The organism is Thiovibrio sp. JS02, from assembly GCF_053485635.1.
The window spans coordinates 656,585-675,372 of record NZ_CM130715.1 but is presented as its reverse complement, the minus strand read 5'-3'; the positions used below and the strand labels follow the sequence as shown (position 1 = coordinate 675,372).

At 61.4% G+C, this 18,788-nt stretch carries 16 protein-coding genes and 1 tRNA gene; 14 read left to right on the top strand and 3 right to left on the bottom strand.

The window, feature by feature from the left end; translation table 11 throughout:
- Positions 1-201: 201 nt before the first annotated feature.
- Positions 202-2,094 (top strand): aminodeoxychorismate synthase component I, encoded by a 1,893-nt coding sequence (gene pabB / locus ACUUL3_RS03285; RefSeq protein WP_448554551.1) that lies wholly within the window; start codon positions 202-204, stop codon positions 2,092-2,094.
- A 21-nt stretch (positions 2,095-2,115) separates the two neighbouring features.
- On the opposite strand, the gene ACUUL3_RS03280 is transcribed toward pabB, so the two are convergent.
- The 3 genes from ACUUL3_RS03280 to ACUUL3_RS03270 form a co-directional block, all read right to left on the bottom strand.
- Positions 2,116-2,568: a CBS domain-containing protein gene (locus tag ACUUL3_RS03280; protein ID WP_448554549.1), complete on the bottom strand. Its 453-nt coding sequence runs from the start codon at positions 2,566-2,568 to the stop codon at positions 2,116-2,118.
- 140 nt (positions 2,569-2,708) lie between these two features.
- The gene (locus ACUUL3_RS03275; RefSeq protein ID WP_448554547.1) at positions 2,709-4,262 is read right to left on the bottom strand and encodes an NAD(P)H-hydrate dehydratase; all 1,554 of its coding nucleotides are present in this window, start codon (positions 4,260-4,262) and stop codon (positions 2,709-2,711) included.
- 43 nt (positions 4,263-4,305) lie between these two features.
- Positions 4,306-7,560: an ATP-binding protein gene (locus tag ACUUL3_RS03270; RefSeq protein ID WP_448554545.1), complete on the bottom strand. Its 3,255-nt coding sequence runs from the start codon at positions 7,558-7,560 to the stop codon at positions 4,306-4,308.
- 484 nt (positions 7,561-8,044) lie between these two features.
- Here ACUUL3_RS03270 and ACUUL3_RS03265 point away from each other — a divergent pair.
- The 13 genes from ACUUL3_RS03265 (at position 8,045) to ACUUL3_RS03205 (ending at position 18,774) form a co-directional block, all read left to right on the top strand.
- A tRNA-Arg gene (locus tag ACUUL3_RS03265) sits at positions 8,045-8,120 on the top strand.
- A 208-nt stretch (positions 8,121-8,328) separates the two neighbouring features.
- Positions 8,329-8,913, top strand: coding sequence for a LemA family protein (locus ACUUL3_RS03260; RefSeq protein WP_448554543.1), 585 nt, complete (start codon positions 8,329-8,331; stop codon positions 8,911-8,913).
- A gap of 2 nt (positions 8,914-8,915) precedes the next feature.
- A complete protein-coding gene (locus tag ACUUL3_RS03255) occupies positions 8,916-9,839 on the top strand; it encodes a TPM domain-containing protein (protein WP_448554541.1) in 924 nt (307 codons plus the stop codon).
- Between the two features lie 4 nt (positions 9,840-9,843).
- Positions 9,844-10,473 (top strand): TPM domain-containing protein, encoded by a 630-nt coding sequence (locus ACUUL3_RS03250; RefSeq protein ID WP_448554539.1) that lies wholly within the window; start codon positions 9,844-9,846, stop codon positions 10,471-10,473.
- Between the two features lie 236 nt (positions 10,474-10,709).
- Positions 10,710-13,202 (top strand): AAA family ATPase, encoded by a 2,493-nt coding sequence (locus tag ACUUL3_RS03245; protein WP_448554537.1) that lies wholly within the window; start codon positions 10,710-10,712, stop codon positions 13,200-13,202.
- Between the two features lie 3 nt (positions 13,203-13,205).
- The gene (locus ACUUL3_RS03240) at positions 13,206-14,168 is read left to right on the top strand and encodes an L-threonine 3-dehydrogenase (protein ID WP_448554536.1); all 963 of its coding nucleotides are present in this window, start codon (positions 13,206-13,208) and stop codon (positions 14,166-14,168) included.
- On the top strand, positions 14,158-15,387 hold the full coding sequence (locus ACUUL3_RS03235) for an aminotransferase class I/II-fold pyridoxal phosphate-dependent enzyme (RefSeq protein WP_448554534.1): 1,230 nt from the start codon (positions 14,158-14,160) through the stop codon (positions 15,385-15,387). The genes ACUUL3_RS03240 and ACUUL3_RS03235 overlap by 11 nt, the downstream gene beginning before the upstream one ends.
- Positions 15,388-15,486: 99 nt before the next feature.
- Positions 15,487-15,834, top strand: coding sequence for an ArsR/SmtB family transcription factor (locus tag ACUUL3_RS03230; protein ID WP_448554532.1), 348 nt, complete (start codon positions 15,487-15,489; stop codon positions 15,832-15,834).
- 13 nt (positions 15,835-15,847) lie between these two features.
- On the top strand, positions 15,848-16,900 hold the full coding sequence (locus ACUUL3_RS03225; RefSeq protein ID WP_448554530.1) for a permease: 1,053 nt from the start codon (positions 15,848-15,850) through the stop codon (positions 16,898-16,900).
- Between the two features lie 14 nt (positions 16,901-16,914).
- Positions 16,915-17,148: a thioredoxin family protein gene (locus ACUUL3_RS03220; protein ID WP_448554528.1), complete on the top strand. Its 234-nt coding sequence runs from the start codon at positions 16,915-16,917 to the stop codon at positions 17,146-17,148.
- A 24-nt stretch (positions 17,149-17,172) separates the two neighbouring features.
- Positions 17,173-17,628 carry a rhodanese-like domain-containing protein gene (locus ACUUL3_RS03215; RefSeq protein WP_448554526.1) on the top strand — a complete coding sequence of 152 codons (456 nt, stop codon included), beginning with the start codon at positions 17,173-17,175 and terminating at the stop codon, positions 17,626-17,628.
- Positions 17,629-17,680: 52 nt separating this feature from the next.
- A complete protein-coding gene (locus tag ACUUL3_RS03210; RefSeq protein ID WP_448554524.1) occupies positions 17,681-18,076 on the top strand; it encodes a thioredoxin family protein in 396 nt (131 codons plus the stop codon).
- On the top strand, positions 18,076-18,774 hold the full coding sequence (locus tag ACUUL3_RS03205; protein WP_448554522.1) for a cytochrome c biogenesis CcdA family protein: 699 nt from the start codon (positions 18,076-18,078) through the stop codon (positions 18,772-18,774). The genes ACUUL3_RS03210 and ACUUL3_RS03205 overlap by 1 nt, the downstream gene beginning before the upstream one ends.
- Positions 18,775-18,788: the final 14 nt, after the last annotated feature.

Sequence of the window (18,788 nt, the reverse complement as noted above, 5' to 3'; positions counted from 1 at the left end):
CCGAAACTTTTTTATAAAATATTCCTGGGGTTCCCGCAAGGTGAAGTGCGCCTTTGCGGTGAAAAATCACGGGGCGAACGGCGCGTGGCCGGACCTTGTTTTTTTGCCTTGCTTAACCGCGGGCAAGCCGGTAAAGGATAAGAACTCCGTGACCTCTTGCCACAAAGAAAGGCACCCTTTTCAAAAAATCCCAGAGCCCCTATGCCTCTCCCCCTGACCGACACCGCCCTGGCCCGGCTCCTCAACACGCTGACCGAGGAGGAGGAGTTTATTTTCCTGGAAACAACCAGGATAACGGAGGACGAAGACCACTCCTACCTCTTTCTGAAGCCGACCACATATCTCCTCTGCCATGCCGACGACGACCCGGACAATTTTTTCCAGCGGGCGAACGCCTTTCTGAAACAAGGCTATTACCTGGCCGGCTGGCTGGCCTATGAATTCGGATACCTTCTCGAACCCGCCCTTGCGAAACTGAAACCCCGGGGCAGCCAGCCCCTGGCCTGCTTCGGGGTTTTCCCGGCGCCGCATATCTACGAACATGGAACCGGCACATTCAAGGGCGCCGGCCCCTGGCCCCTCTCGACAACAGCCGCGCCGCCGCGCACCTGTTCCGTCGAACGGTTGCGCCCGAACCTGACGCAGGCCGATTACATTGCCGCCCTTGCCCACCTCAAACGGTATATAGAATCCGGCGACACCTATCAGGTCAACTACACCTTCAAGCTTCTTTTCGATCTTGCCGGCTCACCGGAAGCACTCTACACGGCCCTGCGCCGGAACCAGAGCGTTTCCTTTGGCGCCTATCTCCGCCGGGGCGAGCAACGCATGATGTCGTTTTCCCCGGAGCTTTTCTTCAAGAAGAAGGATGGACGCTGCACCGTGCGGCCCATGAAGGGAACCGTGAAACGGGGACGCTATCCCAAGGAAGATCACGAACTCGCCCGCTTTCTGAAGCACGACAGCAAAAACCGCAGCGAAAACGTGATGATCGTCGATCTGTTGCGCAACGACCTTGGCCGCATCTGCAGATCCGGCTCCGTCAGAACGACCTCGCTTTTCGACGTTGAAACGTATGAAACCCTGCATCAGATGACTTCGAGCATCGAGGGGATGCTGCCCGCCGAAACGCCGCTCTCAGCCCTGTTCAGGGCACTTTTCCCCTGTGGATCCGTCACCGGCGCGCCCAAGATCCGCACCATGGAAATCATCCGGGAGCTTGAGAAGGAGTCGCGCGGCGTCTACACAGGAGCCATCGGCTTCATCGCCCCTTCCGGGCAGGCCACCTTCAACGTCCCCATCCGCACCCTGCGGCTTGCCGGAAAAAAGGGCGAAATGGGCATCGGCTCCGGGGTGGTCTACGACTCCGATCCCCATCAGGAATGGCAGGAATGCCTGCTCAAGGGCAGGTTCCTCAGTGAGCCGGCCCTTCCTTTCCTGCTCATCGAAACCATGCTCTGGCGGCCGGAAAGCGGCTTCTGGCTGCTGGGGGAGCACCTCGATCGCCTGGAGGAATCGGCAAGGCACTTTCTTTACCCCTGCGACCGGGAAAAGATCGTTGCCCGCCTGAGCGAACTTGCCGCCCGGTTCAGCCAATCCCCCATGCGGGTCCGGCTGACCCTGGCCAAGGACGGCGAACTTTCCCTCGTGGCCGGCGAATGCGCGAGTCCGGCGCCACTGCACCTGCCACCCGCCCGGCTGCCGGCCAACGAACTCCCCAGGGTCCGTTTTTCCAAAAGCCGGACCGACCCGGCCTCCTCCCACCTCTATCATAAGACCACCCTGCGCGACCTCTACGACGCGGAACGACATGCCGCGACGGCCGAGGGCTGTTACGAGGTGCTCTTCACCAACACCAGGGGGGAGGTCACCGAGGGGAGCATCAGCAACATCTTTATCCAAACAAAAGACGCCTTCCAGACACCGCCCGTCGAATGCGGTTTGCTGAACGGCGTCTTGCGCAGGCATCTCATCGAACACTCCCCCCTGCCGGTGCGGGAGGCGGTGTTGACCAGGCAGGACCTTGAGCAGGCGGAGGCCATCTATCTGGGCAACTCGGTGCGCGGCCTGCTGCAGGTGAGATTACAGGATTAAGGCCGGCTACGCGCTCCCGGTCTAAGCCCTGGCCAAGGTGCGGATGATATCCGCCTTGCCGACCACCCCCACCAGCGCGCCATCTCTCAACACCGGCAGGGTGTGGACATTCTTTTCCGCCATGATGGTGGCGATTTCATCCAGCGGGGTTTCTTCCTCGATGGTGATGGGATTTTGCGAGCAGATATCCTGCACCGTTGAGCCGGTCATTTTACCGATCTCCTTTTCCACCGTTTTGGCCCGGTCAAGGAAGATCACCGAATCGAGAATGGAAATGACCGTGGGAATATGAAACCGTTTGCTCTGGTCAACCAGATCGCTTTCCGTCACCACCCCGACAAGCTTTCCACCCCCATCGACCACAGGGGCGCCGTTGATCCGATGCTCCCAGAGAATTGCGGCCAGCTTTTCCACCGGCAGATCAGGAGGCACGGTGACAACCTTTTTCGCCATGATTTCCTTGGCAAGCAACATTGTTATCTCCCCTTTCAGGACGCCGCGGGTAAAAACGGCGTTTTTTTTTAATGTGATCCGGCTCAACCGACAGGGCGACAGGAAGATTTCTTCCCGCAGCCACCGTCGGAAACCGCGACTGACTTATTTTCCCATGCCCGTCAGCAGGAGGCAAGCACATCCTGAAAGGCCGCGGGAATTTCCGCAGCCACTTCGCTGGCGAGAAACCCAAAAGGCATACCCGCCTGCCTCAGCCGATCCGCCGCCCGGCCATGCACATAAACCGCGAGACAACAGGCCTCCCAGGGCGCCACCCCCTGGGCGAGCAGACCGGCGACAAGACCGGTGAGGACATCCCCCATGCCGCCGGCGGCCATGCCGGGATTGCCGGTGGAGTTCACGGCCAGCCTCCCGTCCGGCGCGGCAACCACCGTGGCCGCCCCCTTGAGAACGATAAAAACCCCATGCCGCCGGGCAAACTCCGCGGCAACCGCCGGACGGTCTTCTTGAATCTCGCCGGTGGCACGACCGGCCAAACGCGCCATTTCCCCGGGATGCGGGGTGAGAATGCGGGGAGCGGAGACACCCGCCAACAAAGCAGGAGTGCCGGCCAGGAGGTTTAAGCCGTCGGCGTCCACCACCATGGGAAGCGGCAGTTCGGCATACATCTTCAGCATGAGCCGGCCGGTTTCCTCGGCCTGACCGAGTCCGGGCCCCACCGCCACGGCCCTCTTGCCCTTGCAGGCGGCCAGTACCTCGTCGTAGTCCGCATCGGAAAAACAGCGCCGGGAAAAAGGCAGGGGCAGGGTCATGGCCTCCGGCACCCCGTCCTGCAGGATGGCGTTGAGCGCCTGGGGCACAGCCAGGGTGGCAAGACCGACCCCGGAACGAAGAGCCCCCAGGGCGCAGAGGATGGCGGCGCCAGCCTTTCCCTCCGAGCCGGCAATAGCCAGCAGATGCCCGAAAGTCCCTTTATGCGCGGCGCCCCGCCGCATGGGCACCCAGGGCCGCACTGTAACGGCGTCGAGGAGATCGGGAGCGATTCCCACCCTGGCCACCACCTCCGGCGGGATGCCGATGTCGACAACAGCCAGCTCCCCCACGTAATCCTTGCCCGGCGGCTGCAGCTGCCCCAACTTCACCAATCCGTAGGTACAGGTCAGCTGCGCCCGCACACAGCGGCCCTGCGGGAGACCGGTATCGCTGTCCAGCCCGGAAGGGATGTCGACCCCCACCACCGGGGCACGGCCCCCGTTGATGACGCGGATCACCGCCGCAAAGATCCCTGTCACTTCCCTGGCGAGACCGGTGCCCAGAAGGGCGTCCACCACCAGATCGCTGTCAGCCACCAGCCGCTCCACCCAGGGCAGATCCTCCGTGGACTGACAGATCTGCAAGGGAATGGGAAGCAGTTGCAACCGATCCCGGTTCGCGGCGGCATCCCCGCGCAGCGTTTCCAGCCCGACCAGGCTCACCACCTGCGGCTGCGCCCCCTGCTCAAGAAGATGCCGGGCGATCACGAACCCGTCGCCGCCATTGTTTCCCGGGCCGGTGAAGAGCAGCACCTTCTTGCCGGCAAGGGGGGAAAATCGGCGCGCCATGGCCTCCACCGTTCCCCGGCCCGCGTTTTCCATCAGGGCAAGGCCAGAAATCCCGTATTCCGCGATCGCCAGTGCCTCACAACGTCGCATCTGTTCAGCGGTGGCGACCTTCATTTTCTCCTCCCCAAAACAACAAGAACGCCCTTTGCCGTCCCCATCACCCCTCCTTGCCGTCCAAGGCCCTGCGCAGGGCACGGGCCAGATCAGAGACCACCACCGGCTTCATCAGATATGCGCGCACCCCGATCTCCCGGGCCTTTTCCTCGCTCACCGCCTCGCTGAAGCCGGTACAGAGAATAATCGGAATTTGCGGCTTGAGCCGCAACATTTTTCCGGCAAGCACACCGCCGGTAAGGCCGGGCATGGTCTGATCGGTGACGACCAGGTCAAAATTCTCAGGGTGTTTTTCAAAGGCTTCCCAGGCCTGCCCGCTGTCGGAAAAGGACGTCACGCGATAGCCGAGGAACTCCACCATCTCCTGCAACATCTTTAAAACCTGTTCCTCGTCATCAACCAGGAGCACCCGCTCAGCCCCCCTGGGAATCGAACAATTCGTCGTCCCTGTCTGCTTCTCTCCCTCGGCGTCGCAGCAGACAGGGAGATAAATTTTAAAAGAGGATCCTCTGCCCGGCTCGCTATAGAGAGAAATGATCCCGCCGTGGCCCTTGACGATCCCGTGCACCAGGGCAAGACCAAGACCGGTGCCTTTACCCTGCTCCTTGGTGGTGAAGTACGGCTCGAAAATCCGCTCCTGGGTTGCTCTGTCCATGCCGCAGCCGCTGTCGTTGACGATGAGGCGCAGATATTTCCCAGGTCGCAGATTGCCATGGGCTACAGCGTCCGCCTGGGTAAGTTCCACCTCTTCGAGAACCACTTCGAGAATCCCGCCTTTTTCCTCCATGGCATGGGCCGCGTTCGTGCAGAGGTTGATGAGCACCTGCTGCACCTGGGTGAGATCGGCCAGAACTTTCCCGCAATCGGTGCGGATATTTTCCCTGATCTCGATGGTCGTGGGCAGGGAGGAACGCAGCATCTTCAGACACTCCTTCAGGGCCGGATGGAGCTGAATGCAGACGAGCTCCTGCCCCTTTTGCCGGCTGAAGGTCAGGATCTGCTGCACGAGGCCTTTGGCCCGATGCGCGGCCTTCTGCACCTCGGCAAGATTTTCCCGCAGCTTGTCGCCCTCGGGCAGCTGGAACATGGCCAGTTCGGTATAGCCGAGTATCGGGGTCAGCATGTTGTTGAAGTCGTGGGCCACGCCTCCGGCCAGGGTTCCCACCGCCTCCATCTTCTGGGCCTGCCGCAGGTCGGCCATGAGCTTGTCCCGTTCGGCGGTGGCCCGGGAAATATTCACCACCTGGGCGAAATAGCCGGCAAGGCGCTCCACTCCCCCAAGATCCTGGTCCGTATACGGCCGTTGCGGATTGGCCAGGGCAATCTGCCCCACCAGTTCGCCGCCCAGCATCACCGGCACGGAGAGAAAACGCTCCACCGGAACATGGCCGGGCGGACACCCGCGGGTCGCGGGATGTTCAGCCGGGGCATTGCTGTAAAACGCCTTCTTTTCGTTGAGCCCATACCCCCACAGGGCCGGATATCTGCCGTCTTCGCCCGGCGGGAACTCGACTTTCCGATCCTCCCCCTGCACCAGACAGGAGGATTCCAGCATGGGGGTAAAGGTATGACAAAACAGATTTCCGCTCCTCGGCTCCACGGAGCCCACGTAACCGTGGGCGCTGGTGGTGAAAAGCTTGGCCTTTTCCAGAATCTTGCCGGCGACGGCGGCAATATCGTAGGCGCTGGCGATCACCTCGCCGGAGAGTTCCGCCAGCGCCTCCTTGATCTTGATCTCCTGCGCCAACTGCTGTTCGAGCAGATACTCCTCCGTCACATCACGGAAGACCAGGACCACCCCGACAAGATTACCGTCTTCTCCCCTTATCGGGGCGGCGCTGTCGGCAATATGGTATTTACGACCGTCTCTCGCCACGATGAGGGTATGCTCCAACAGGCCCATGACCCGTCCCTCGCCCAGAACGCGGACCACGGGATTTTCACACGCCTCCCCGCTCAGAACGCCGCGGATGTCGAAAACCTCCCGCAGTTCCCGGCCGACCGCCTCCGCTTCGGGCCAGCCGGTCAACTCCTCGGCCACCGCGTTCATACTGGTGACCAGGCCGCGGATGTCGGTGGCGATGACCGCGTCGCCGATGGAGCGCAAGGTGACGCGGACGTGCTCCTTTTCCTGGCGCAATTTCTGCTCGGCCATTCGGCGCGCCTCCGCGTTGGCGGCGTGGCTCTCGGCCAGAGCGGCCAACTCGCGGCCAAGATGGGCAATCTCCCTGGGCCAGCGCCAGTTCAGGGAAGGAATCTCCTCCCGTTTCAGAATTCCGTCCAGGGCCCGGACAAGCTGCTCCTTGATCCTGTCGGCATACCGCGCCACGAAGTAGGCGATCCCGACAACCCCCAGGCCCAGCAAAGAAACAATGATGACGAGGCTCACCCTGAAATTCTGCAACCAGACCTCGATGGCGCCCATGTCGATGGGCTGCACCAGCCAAAGCTGCCGCCCTTCCCCGCCCTCGTGGATCAGGGGCAACCAGACAGAGGACTCGCCGGTGACCTTCCTGAGGATCCGCGGCTTCCCGGAACCAAAAACCTGATACAGGCCGGGAAAATCCACAAAGGCCTGGCCGGCTGTCAGCGTCTGCGCCTGGGCCGCCCACTGGCGGGAAAAGTGATAAACGCCATCCTCGCTCACCAGATCATAATGATCAAGATCAGGGATCAGGGCGGAAAGATTCAGGGTCAGGGTGACAAGGCCGCCCCAACCGCCGGAGCCCATGATCGGGATACCGAAGCGGATCAGGGCACTGCGGGTGTTTTCCGGAGAGGTTGCGGGCAGAATCCTGATTTCTCCGACAAAGATTTCCCCGGGCGCCACGGCCAGGCCTTTTCGGAAAAATTCCTCATTGATGACGCTGCGCAGCGCGATCGAGGGCCTCCGGGAAAAGGCCTCCTTCCCGGTTTCCCTCGCCATCCGGAATTGCTCCTGGCCATCGGCGTCGATCACGACGAGATCGAGAACCTCCGGCCGATCACGAAACCAATTTTCGGTGAGGGAAAACACCCTTGCCCGGAGCAGCTCGGGGGAAAGAACCCCGGGCACTTTCCCTTCTGCCGCAAGGTCATTGGGGCCGGGCAGGAGACTGAAGATGCGCAGGGTTTCCCGGTTCTTTTCCGTGGCGGCGCTCAGCAATAAAAACCGTTCCTGCATCTGACCGAGCCGCTGCTCTTCCACGGCCTGTTCAAGGATGGCGACGATTCGCGGCAGATTAAGACCGATGGCGGTGGCGAGAGGGAAAAGACCCACAATGAAGAAAGCAAGGAATATTAAGGTCTTATGTTTCATGCCAGGCGATCACCGTATCAGAATATCGAGCCACCGGAAGAGAGACGCTTCCCTGTTCGCGCAACACCGCAGGGGAAACAGGTTCTTTCACGGAATGCAAACCTCCGGACCAAGGACGCCTGCCAGACGAGACAGCCATGCGGAAGAGATTTGCACCCCGCTCTTTTTTCCTTATATAACGAGGAGTTCCAATTTGTCAAAACCCTTCGTCCGGAAAACGAAACGCCTGACGTGCGCAACAGTCCGTTGCAAAAGCCATTCCTGGCTCTTTCAGAGCCGGCGACATTGAGCGGCACCTCCCCTGCCGCCCAAAGGTCTGGATTTCCTCAACAGCGTGAAAAGGCGGAAAAAGAGCGGAATCCCCCCCTCTTCCCGATCAGAAAGGGCTTGCGCATTGCCCTGCCGATGGTATATTACGACCCTTCTTTCGCTGGCTATTGGAAGAATCGACCCGTGGGACAGCATGGTCGCGACAAGCAGAATAGCCCTCGTAGCTCAGGGGATAGAGCAACCGCCTCCTAAGCGGTAGGTCGTACGTTCAAGTCGTACCGAGGGCACCAGCCACCCCCGTTTACCAGCCTGCCCCGCCATGATCCCGTGTCGGGGCGCAAAACCGTGCAACCGTGCGACCCACGCACTTCCTGGCCGCCATTACTTTTTCCATGACAGTACACGCCAATATGCTATGCTTGTCAACGGCAAGGCACTCAACCTGCCCGCTGCCCCCAACACTGCGACAAACACGATTTTTTTGAAAGGAGACATACCATGCGGCGCATCCTCTTGCTCATCACCATGCTTTCACTCGCCTTCGCTTTAAGCGGCTGCGGCTACAACACCATCCAGCAGAACGACGAAAGCGTCATCGCCGCCTGGGGCGACGTTGAAGCGTCTTACCAGCGCCGGGCCGATCTGATCCCCAATCTGGTGGAAACGGTAAAGGCCTATGCGGCCCATGAAAAGGAAACCCTCACCGCCGTCACCGAGGCGCGGGCCAAGGTGGGCTCCATGCAGGTGGGAGCCGAGGTGCTCAACAACCCGCAGGCCTTTGCCGATTTCCAGGCGGCCCAGGGCGGGCTTTCCTCCGCGCTTTCCCGGCTGATGGTGGTGGTGGAGCGCTATCCGGATCTCAAAGCCAATCAGACCTTCCTTGATTTCCAGCACCAGCTTGAAGGCACCGAGAACCGGATCAACGTGGCCCGGGTGCGTTACAACGAGGCGGTGCGGGTCTTCAATACCTCCATCCGCACCTTTCCGAACAGCCTGACCAACAGCCTGCTCCTGCACCTGCCGAGGCGCGAGCCCTTCAAGGCGGAGGCCGAGGCGGCCCAGGCGCCCAAGGTGAAGTTCTGATCATGCCGCTGCCCACGGAAAGCCCCCATCTTCGGCAGACCAGACCGAGGCGTCCGCTCCTCGTCCGTCTCGGTCTGGTCTTTGCCGTCTGTCTCCTGCTGGCGGCTTACGCCCTGCCGGTCTTTGCCCTGGAGGTTCCGCAGCACCAGGGCTATGTCACCGACCTGGCCGGGATGCTCACCCCCGCGGCCAGACAGCGCCTGGAACAGATGCTGCTGGCCTTTGAGGAAACGGATTCCACCCAGGTGGCGGTGCTGACCATTCCTTCCCTGGAGGGGGACTCCCTGGAGGAGTTCAGCATCCGCACGGTGGATGCCTGGAAAATCGGCCAGAAAGGCAGGGACAACGGGGTACTGCTTCTGGTAAGCAAGGCTGAGCGCAAAATCCGCATCGAGGTCGGTCGGGGTCTTGAAGGGGTGTTGACCGATGTCCTCACCGGCCGCATCGCCGACAATATCATCACCCCACGTTTCAAGGCCGGCCGTTTCGACGAAGGATTCGAGGCCGGGGTTTCCGCCCTCATCGCCGCCTCCCGTGGTGAATTCAAGGCAAGCGGGACGCGACGGGGAACCTCAAAAAATGATACACCACCCCTTTTCAACTACCTGATCTTCTTCGCCCTGCTGGTCGGTTTCTTAGGCAGGATCGGCAAGACGGTGGGCATGCTTGCCGGCGCCGTGCTTCTCCCTCTTTTCGTATTCATGGGCCTCGCCTCCCCCTTCGGCTGGCTGCTCCTCTTCCTGCTCATTCCGGGCGGCGCCCTGCTCGGCCTTCTCCTGCCCCTCTTTTTCGCAGGCTCTGGACGCGCCGGCGGCCCTTACCTGGGGAGCGGCGGCTTCGGCGGCGGCGGTTTCAGCAGCGGTGGCGGTTTCGGCGGATTTGGCGGCGGCGGATTCGGAGGCGGCGGCGCCTCGGGGAGCTGGTAACATTATGAAGGCAGAGACTTTTTTCAACGAGAAGGAAAAAGAAACCATTGCCGCGACCATCGCCGAGGTGGAGCGAAAAACCGCGGGTGAGGTGGCGGTCATGGTGGTGGACCAAAGCGATACCTATCCGGAGGCCTCCCTGCTCGCCGGCTTAAGCCTTGGCGGCATCACCGCCCTCCTTGTCACCGATCTTTTTTTCGCCGACAGCCTCATCGCCTTTCTCCCCCTGCTTGCCGCCGGGACCATTCTTTTCGCCTTGCTTGCCAAAGCCTGCCCGGCCCTCCTGCGGCTCTTCATTCCGGCCGGCCGGATGGAAAGCCGGGTCGGCCAGCGCGCCCTGCTCGCCTTTTACGAAAAGGGGCTTTACAGAACCAGGGACAACACCGGGGTTCTTTTTTTCCTCTCCCTCACCGAGCACAAGGTCTGGGTTCTGGCGGACAAAGGGATCTACGAAAAAATCAGCCCGGAGACCCTGCTCTCCTTCGCGGCCGGCATCGGCGCGGGCATCAGGCGTAAACAAGCCTGCCCGGCCTTGTGCGAGGCGATCCGCCGGTCGGGCGACATCCTGGCCCGGCACTTCCCGGTCAAACCCGGCGATACCAACGAACTCGCCAACGAAATCATCACCGGCTGACCGCTTCTCCCTTTTTCCCTGGCGGCATGACCTCGCTGAAACCCTCCCCGCCTATCCGCGACCAGCCGGCCGGCGGACCCTTGCGGAACCTGTTGACGCCCACCCTCCTTTTTCCATAGACTTAAAGCAAGAAACTTTTTTTCGTCCGGCCCGTCTGCTGCCGTAAACCATGCGGCATCAAACCGCCCTGGCAGGAGATCCGGCGAGAAAGCGGCAATCCCGAGAGGAGAAGACCCTTGCCCCGCGCAAAGCCGAAAAAAAATCAGCTCAAGCAGTTCGAAACCATCCGCCGGGAACTGAAAAAAATCGTCCTTGACCAGGATGACGCCATTGACGAGGTGATGGACGCCCTTATCCATCTGGCCTTTCGCCCGCCCAAGGAAGCGCCGCCCAAGGCGATCTTCACCTTTCTGGGCCCACCGGCCGTGGGCAAGATTTACCTGGCCCGGGTTCTCTGCAACATGCTCAAGGAGTATGAAGAGTTCAGGCATTTTGACCTGGAACGCTACAGCGAGGCGGAAAGCGCCGCCCAGCTCCTTGTGCCGCAGGTGGTCGGCGAGGAAATCCAGGAGGGCGAGCTGATCCGCTTTCTCCGGAGCAATCCCCGGGCCATCATCCTCTTTGAGTCCATTGAAAAGGCGAGCAACCAGCTGCAGATGACGCTGCTCGACCTCATCACCAAGGAGGAACCGGAAAACGGCATCAACTGCCGGGAGGTGATCTTCATCTTCACCTCCACCCTGGGCAGCGCCCTGTACCAGGGCAAGGAGTTTCTCGCCACCTTCCGGCGCAGCAAAACCCGGGCCCAGGGCATGATCATGGAGGCCATCGCCAAGGAAAAGAAGGTGGCCGGCGAGGTCATCCAGGAGGCGATCACCCCGAAGCTGCTCGCCACTTTAGCCCAGAACTATATCATCCTCTTCAACCGCCTGGGCATCAACGCCATGGTCCGCATCGGCGCGGACTCCCTCCTGGAGCTGGCCGGCCATTTCCGAAAAAAGGGGATCATCCTGCAGTTTTCGGAAATGGAAAAACTGGTGATCCTCCTGGTCCTCTCCCTGGGGCCGGCGATTTCCGCGAAAAAAGTAAAGCTGAAGCTGCCCGACGAAGTGCTCTTCCTGATCACCCGCAGCCTGCGCCAGCTTCCCGCCCCCCCGGCCCGGATCATTTTCAGGCTGACCAAGAAGGCGGAAGCCTCCCTGCGCAGGCTCTCCGCCGCCGGGGACCAAATCCTGTCCCAGCTCTACAAAAACAACCAGACCGTGGAGCTGACCTTCAAGGAATACCGGCGGGGAGAGAACCTCTTCTTCAGCCTGGCCAAGGCGGAAACCCGCGCCCTGCCCATGAGCAAGGAAATGCTGCGCAGCGAACGGCCGGCCATCGAATTTTCCGAGGTCGGCTTTGAGAGCATCGCCGGCAACCGGCAGACGAAAACCGCCCTGAAACAGATCATCAACACCCTGAAAAGCCCTGAACTTACGAAAAAATTCGCCATCAGCATGCCCAGGGGCATGCTGCTCCACGGCCCGCCCGGCGTCGGCAAAACCCTGCTGGGCAAGGCCTTTGCCAGGGAGGCGGGCCGCCCCTATATCTATGTTTCCCGCACCGAGCTTTTCGACTCCGAGTACATCCGACTCGTCTATCTCAAGGCGCGGGAATACGCGCCCAGCATCGTTTTCCTCGACGGCCTCGACGTCAAGGGGCTGGTGGAAGGAGTGCTGACCAGCGTTCCTTCCGATCAGATCGCCCTTGAGATCGACGCCCTTCCCGACGATCCGGCAGAGTCGGTGTTCACCGTGGCGACCGCCATCAGCCGTGACGAGGTGCCGCCTCTGCTCATCGAGCCCGAACGGATCGACACCTTTGTCGAGGCGCCGGAACTGGACAAGGAGGCGCGGCGTTTCTTCATCGAACAGATCCTGAAAAAACCCAACGACGGCAAGATCGATGTGGATAAAGTGGTCCGCTACATCTCCGGCATGAACGGCTACGAGCTGCAGCGCATCGGCAAGGAGGCCTCCCTTTACGCAATCCGCCACGGGCTGCCCTGCATCAGTGAAGAGATCCTCATCGAGCAGATCAACATCATCAAGTACGGCTCAAAGCTCGAAAAAAAGCATATCCGCAACTTGGAGGAGGATCTGCGCATGACCGCCTTCCACGAGGCCGGCCATGCGGTGCTCTCCCACCTGCTCCTCCCCGACGTTAAAATCGAGCAGGTCACCATTGCCCCGCGCATGCGGATCCTGGGCTTCATCTCTTACAGTTTCGAGGATTTTCCCGGCAATCTCTCCAAGGATGAGGTGTTCAACAATATCTGTGTGCTCATGGCCGGCAGGATGGCCAGCATGAAGAAGTTCGGCGCCAAGGGCATGGACACCGGGGCGGCCGGCGATCTTGAGGAGGCAAGCCACCAGGCTTACACCGCCATCGCGAACTTAGGCATGGACGAGGAATTGGGCTTTGTCCATGCCGACACCTTGAGCCGCAACATCAACAGACAGTTCTTCCGGGAAGTGGTGGAGCGCCAGATCCGCCTCTGGATCGACAAGGCCACCCGCAGGGCCGGAGAGCTGGTGGAAGCCAACTGGGAGCAAATCGAAACCCTGGCCGCCATTCTGATCCGGCAGGAAATTGTCGACGGTGCGGAATTTGAGCGGATCATGGGGGAAAAACGGCGCAATCGCGGCAAGAAGACGCAACAACCTCCCGTGGGCCGGCAAGGGTAAAAAATGCAACGGATCCTCGTCACCGGCGCGACCGGACAGATCGGCTCGGAACTGATTCCAGCCCTGCGCGCACGTTACGGCGCGGCCAAGGTGATCGCCGTGGGCCACCGAAAAGAGCCGCCGGCCTCCCTGCGCAGGGCTGGCCCCTATGCGGCCCTGGACATCCGGGAGCGCCGCGCCCTTGCCGCCCTGGTCGAACGGGAACGGATCGACACCATCTTCCATCTGGCGGCCCTGCTTTCCGCCACGGCCGAGACAGATCCTCTGCTTGCCTGGGAAATCAACATGGGCGGTCTGCTCAATGTTCTGGAAGTGGCGCGTTCTCACGGCTGCGGAGTCTTCCACCCAAGCTCCATCGGCGCTTTCGGCCCCTCCACCCCCCCGGACCATACCCCACAGCTGACCATCCAGCGGCCAAACACCATGTACGGGGTGACCAAGGTGAGCGGCGAACTGCTCTGCGACTATTACCACAGCCGTTTCGGCCTCGACACCAGGGGCATCCGCTTTCCGGGCCTCATTTCCCACAAGACCCCGCCCGGCGGCGGCACCACCGATTACGCCGTGGAGATCTTCGCCGCCGCCGTTTCCGGGAAACCCTACCCCTGTTTTCTTGCCCAGGGTACCTGTCTGGACATGATGTACATGCCGGACGCCATCCGGGCCGCCATCGAGCTGATGGAGGCGGATCCCGGCAAGTTGCGCCACCGCAACGCCTATAACCTCACGGCCATGAGCTTCGCTCCAGAGGAGCTGGCCGCGGAAATCAGGCGCCGGATTCCGGGGTTTGTCATCTCCTTTCAGCCCGATCCCATCCGCCAGGCCATTGCCGATTCCTGGCCCAACAGTCTGGACGACAGCGCGGCTCGGGAAGACTGGGGCTGGCGGCCGGAATATGGTCTCACCGAGATGACGCGGGAGATGCTTGCCGCCATGTCCGCACAAGGAACCAGTCATGAGCATTGAGAAAATCAGGGCCGGTTTCGCCGAAAAACTTGCCGCCCTGGACCAGCGGCAAATCCGCAAGGGGCGGGAACGGGTGATCACCGCCATCCGGCCCGGAAATGAGGGTTTCGGACCCCGGCTTCTCCTGGCGGGACATGGCGAAAAGGAGTTCCTGCGGATGAACTCCAACTCCTACCTCGGGCTATCCCTGCACCCGGCGGTGCTCGCTGCGGAAGAGAAGGCGGCCCGTTGCTTCGGTACCGGCCCGGGCGCGGTCCGTTTCATCAGCGGCACCTTTGCCCCGCATCGCATACTGGAAGAAAGTCTCGCCCGTTTCCACAACCGGGAGGCAGGGCTTGTCATGAGCTCCGCCTACGCCACGGTCATGGGGGTGCTGCCCCAGCTGCTCACGGAAGAAACCCTGGTTGTAAGCGACGCCCTCAACCACAACTGCATCATCAACGCCATTCGCCTGGCCAAACCTGCGGCCAAGGAGGTCTACCGCCATCTGGACATGGCGGATCTTACGGTAAAGCTCTCGGAAGCAAGGGGCCGTATCAAACGGGTGGTGGTGGTCACCGACGGTGTTTTCAGCATGCGCGGCGACCACGCCCCGCTGGCCGAGCTTGCCGCCCTCTGCTCCAGCCTGGAGGATAACTTTCCCGAGGGCATCATCACCGTGGTCGACGACTCGCACGGGGTCGGGGCCTTTGGTCCCACCGGCCGCGGCACCGAGGAATATACCGGCGGGCGGGCGGACATCCTGATCGGTACCCTGGGCAAGGCCTTTGGCGTCAACGGCGGCTATCTGGTGGCGGATGCTCTCCTCATCGAGTATCTCAGGGAAACCTCCCCTTTCTATATCTATTCAAACCCCATCGGCCCGGCCGAGGCCGCGGCCGCGGGCAAGGCCCTGGAGATCGTCGCCGGCGGCGAAGGCGCCCGCCTGCGCCAACCCTTGCGCTCGTTGGGAGATTTTTTTGCGCGAGGCCTGGCACAGCTCGGTTTTGAATCCATTGCCGGGGAGCACCCCATCGTGCCGCTCATGGTCCGCGACACCTTGAAAACCGCCGCGCTCACCGCGCACCTTTTCGAAAACGGCATCCTTGCCACCGGCCTCAACCATCCGGTGGTTCCCAGGGGCGACGAAGCAATCAGATTCCAGATCAACACCACCCACACCGAGAAGGATCTCGAACTCCTTCTCGGCGTTCTGCAAGCCTTCCGCCCACGCAAATAGCCTTTTTTGCAGGCAGCCGCGATTTCGCCTTGAAAGATACATAGCCGGATAGTAATATGACTATGTACCTTTTTGGACAATTTCGCGGGAGCCAGCACCATGCAGGATTTCATCAGGGTCATGAAGGCCCTTTCCGACCCGAACCGGGTCAAGATCGTCAAGATGCTCGAGAAGAAAAAAAAGATGTGCGTCTGCGAGATCCGGGCGGTGCTCGATCTGGCCCAGCCCACCGTGTCCAAGCATCTCAAGGTGCTGGAGGATGCCGGCCTCATTGTCGGCAGCAAGGAAAAACTCTGGGTCAACTACCGGCTCAATCCCGCGCCTCCTTCCCCCTACGGCGCCACCATGCTCAAAGAGCTTGGCAAATGGCTGAACCACGACCCGCGGATCACGGAGATTACCAACATCCTGCCCAGCATCGACCGCAAGAATCTCTGCCAGCTTTAGGAGAATCAGTCCCATGCCGTTAGCCCCTCCCCCGCAAAGTACGCCGGCACTGCTCGGCCGCTACGGCCTGGCCGGTCTGGCAGGCCTTGCCCTCTGGTTCCTGCTCTACGGTCAGCTTCTGCCCTTTTCCCACCTGCTCGCCTACCGCCTCCTGGGCCTTGCCCAGGGCAGCCACCTGGGCGAGGCGGTGCAGTTCTTTGTCTACGATACCCCCAAGGTGCTGATGCTCCTGGCCCTCATCGTCTTTGCGGTGGGCATCGTCCGCTCCTTCTTCACCCCGGAACGGACCCGGAAGATCCTCGCCGGCAGGCGCGAGTCCGCCGGCAACGTGCTCGCCGCCGGGCTCGGCATCGTCACCCCCTTCTGCTCCTGCTCGGCGGTGCCGCTCTTCATCGGCTTCGTCACCGCCGGCGTCCCTCTGGGCGTCACCTTCTCCTTTCTGATCGCAGCCCCCATGGTCAACGAGATCGCCCTGGTGCTGCTCTACGGCCTGCTGGGCTGGAAGGTCGCCGCCCTCTATCTCGCCACCGGACTTGGGGTCGCCATTGTCGCCGGCTTTGTCATCGGCCGCCTCAAGCTGGAGCACCACATCGAGGATTGGGTGCGGGAAATGCACGTCAATGCCGGCGATGTCCCGGACATCCAACTGAGCTGGGCCGAGCGCATCGAGCACGGCAAGACCGCGGTGCGGGATATCCTGGGCCGGGTCTGGATCTATGTGGTCGCCGGCATCGGAGTGGGCGCCGGCATCCACGGCTATGTGCCCGAGGGCTTCATGGCCGCCATCATGGGCAAGGGAGCCTGGTGGTCGGTGCCGGTGGCGGTGACCATCGGCATCCCCATGTATTCCAACGCCGCCGGCATCGTGCCGGTGGTCGAGGCCCTGCTCGGCAAGGGCGCGGCCCTGGGCACCGTGCTTGCCTTCATGATGAGCGTCATCGCCCTCTCGCTGCCGGAAGTGGTCATCCTGCGCAAGGTGCTCAAACCACGGCTCATCGCGGCCTTTGTCGGCGTGGTCGGCACCGGCATCCTGCTGGTGGGCTATCTCTTCAACCTCATCATCTGAAAGGAAGTACAACCATGGATATCAAGGTACTGGGACCGGGCTGCGCCAAGTGCGGCGAGGCGGAGCAGATCATGCGGGCGGCGGTGGCCGAGGCAGGCATCGACGCCAGCATCGAAAAAATCAGCGATTTTCAGCAGATCGCCAAATTCGGGGTCTTTTCCACGCCCGCGGTGGTGATCGACGGCGCGGTCAAATGCGTGGGCAAGGTGCCCGGCAAGGCCGAGGCCCTGGCCTGGTTACGGAATTAACCATATTCTGAGCGAAGAAAAACCATGCGCCCATTATTTTCCCTGCCGCTGACCCTGTTCGCCCTCGCCCTGCTTCTTCTGCCCGCCCTGGTCCGTGCGGAAAAGCTGGACGACTATCTCGCCGGCTTTGACTATCAGGAACGCAAGGAGATGAAGATCGACAGCAAGGAACTGCTGGAGCTGCTCAAAAAGGGCGAAGTCCAGTTCGTCGACATCCGTTTCCCGGAGGAATACGCGGCGTGGCGCATGGGTTTCGGCAAGAATATCCCGCTCAACGAACTGCCCTTCCGGCTTAATGAACTGGACAAAAACAAACTCATCGTCACCGCCTGCCCCCACTATGACCGCGCCAGCCTGGCCAGGCACTATCTCATCACCAGGGGATACCGGGCCAGATACCTCAACGACGGCCTGCTCGGCCTGACCGAGCTGCTGCGCGGCGACAAGGCGCGGGATTTCATCAAGACCATGACGCGGTGAGTGAAACCAGGCACATTCAGTCACAAAGGAATTCCCTGAACAAGGAGAACACATGAAACCAATTATCCGATTCTCGCTGCTGCTGGCTGCCTTTCTGGTTCTGCATGTCTCCAGCGCCGGGGCGGCAACCACCTCGATACCTGTCCCCGGCATGGTCACCATGGTCGATTTGGGCGCCAACTCCTGCATCCCCTGCAAGATGATGGCGCCCATCCTGGAAGAAGTCAAAACGGAGTACAAAGACAAGGCCGCCATTGTCTTCATCGACGTCTGGAAACTGCCGGAGCAGGCAAAAAAATACAAAGTCAGCGTCATCCCCACCCAGGTGTTTTTTGACCAAAACGGCACGGAGGTGTACCGCCATGTCGGCTTCATGGACAAGCAGGCCATCGGGGCGCAGCTTTCCCGGATGGGCGTTGCCCGGCCCGGCGGCGGGGGCGAAAAATAATGGACGCCCTCTTCCTCCAGGTCAATGCCTGGATGGGCGCTGGCCTCGCCCTGGCCGCCCTGGGCTGTTTTCTCTGGGGCATGATCAGCGTCCTGCTCAGCCCCTGCCACCTGGCTTCCATCCCTCTGGTGGTGGCCTATGTGGGCGGGCAGGAACAACTGCTCAAGGGCCGGCAGGCCATGCAGTACGCGGTACTGTTCAGCACGGGCTTTTTTCTGACCATCGTCGTGGTGGGGGCGATCTGCGCCCTGCTCGGCCGGATGCTTGGCGATGTGGGGCCTTACTGGACCATGGCCGTGGGGCTGATCCTCCTCTGGGTGGCCGTCGACATGCTGGGCCTGGCAAAATGCTCCATCCCCGGCGCGCTCATGGGCCGGCTCAAGATAAAGGGGGCACTGGGCGCCCTTGTCCTGGGCCTTGCCTACGGCGTACTCTCCGGTTCCTGCACCTTCGGCTTCATCGCTCCCATCCTGGCCATCATCACGGTTCAGCAACAGGTGCTGACCGGGTTCCTGTTCATTCTCCTGTTCGCCATCGGCCATTGCCTGCCCATTGCCGTGGCCGGCAGCTCCACGGCCATGGTGAAACGGCTGCTGGCCAATTCATCCTTCAGCCGGGCCAGCGACTGGTTCCGCAAAGGGGCCGGAGTGCTGATCGGCGGCCTGGGCCTCTACTTCGTTTCCCAGCCCTTTATCTGATCCCGGAAGAGGAG

Excerpts from the sequence above, each read along its gene's own strand:
- pabB (WP_448554551.1), top strand. The coding sequence starts at position 202 with ATGCCTCTCCCCCTGACCGACACCGCCCTGGCCCGGCTCCTCAACACG.
- ACUUL3_RS03280 (WP_448554549.1), bottom strand. The coding sequence starts at position 2,568 with ATGTTGCTTGCCAAGGAAATCATGGCGAAAAAGGTTGTCACCGTGCCT.
- ACUUL3_RS03275 (WP_448554547.1), bottom strand. The coding sequence starts at position 4,262 with ATGAAGGTCGCCACCGCTGAACAGATGCGACGTTGTGAGGCACTGGCG.
- ACUUL3_RS03270 (WP_448554545.1), bottom strand. The coding sequence starts at position 7,560 with ATGAAACATAAGACCTTAATATTCCTTGCTTTCTTCATTGTGGGTCTT.
- ACUUL3_RS03260 (WP_448554543.1), top strand. The coding sequence starts at position 8,329 with ATGCGGCGCATCCTCTTGCTCATCACCATGCTTTCACTCGCCTTCGCT.
- ACUUL3_RS03255 (WP_448554541.1), top strand. The coding sequence starts at position 8,916 with ATGCCGCTGCCCACGGAAAGCCCCCATCTTCGGCAGACCAGACCGAGG.
- ACUUL3_RS03250 (WP_448554539.1), top strand. The coding sequence starts at position 9,844 with ATGAAGGCAGAGACTTTTTTCAACGAGAAGGAAAAAGAAACCATTGCC.
- ACUUL3_RS03240 (WP_448554536.1), top strand. The coding sequence starts at position 13,206 with ATGCAACGGATCCTCGTCACCGGCGCGACCGGACAGATCGGCTCGGAA.
- ACUUL3_RS03235 (WP_448554534.1), top strand. The coding sequence starts at position 14,158 with ATGAGCATTGAGAAAATCAGGGCCGGTTTCGCCGAAAAACTTGCCGCC.
- ACUUL3_RS03230 (WP_448554532.1), top strand. The coding sequence starts at position 15,487 with ATGCAGGATTTCATCAGGGTCATGAAGGCCCTTTCCGACCCGAACCGG.
- ACUUL3_RS03225 (WP_448554530.1), top strand. The coding sequence starts at position 15,848 with ATGCCGTTAGCCCCTCCCCCGCAAAGTACGCCGGCACTGCTCGGCCGC.
- ACUUL3_RS03220 (WP_448554528.1), top strand. The coding sequence starts at position 16,915 with ATGGATATCAAGGTACTGGGACCGGGCTGCGCCAAGTGCGGCGAGGCG.
- ACUUL3_RS03215 (WP_448554526.1), top strand. The coding sequence starts at position 17,173 with ATGCGCCCATTATTTTCCCTGCCGCTGACCCTGTTCGCCCTCGCCCTG.
- ACUUL3_RS03210 (WP_448554524.1), top strand. The coding sequence starts at position 17,681 with ATGAAACCAATTATCCGATTCTCGCTGCTGCTGGCTGCCTTTCTGGTT.
- ACUUL3_RS03205 (WP_448554522.1), top strand. The coding sequence starts at position 18,076 with ATGGACGCCCTCTTCCTCCAGGTCAATGCCTGGATGGGCGCTGGCCTC.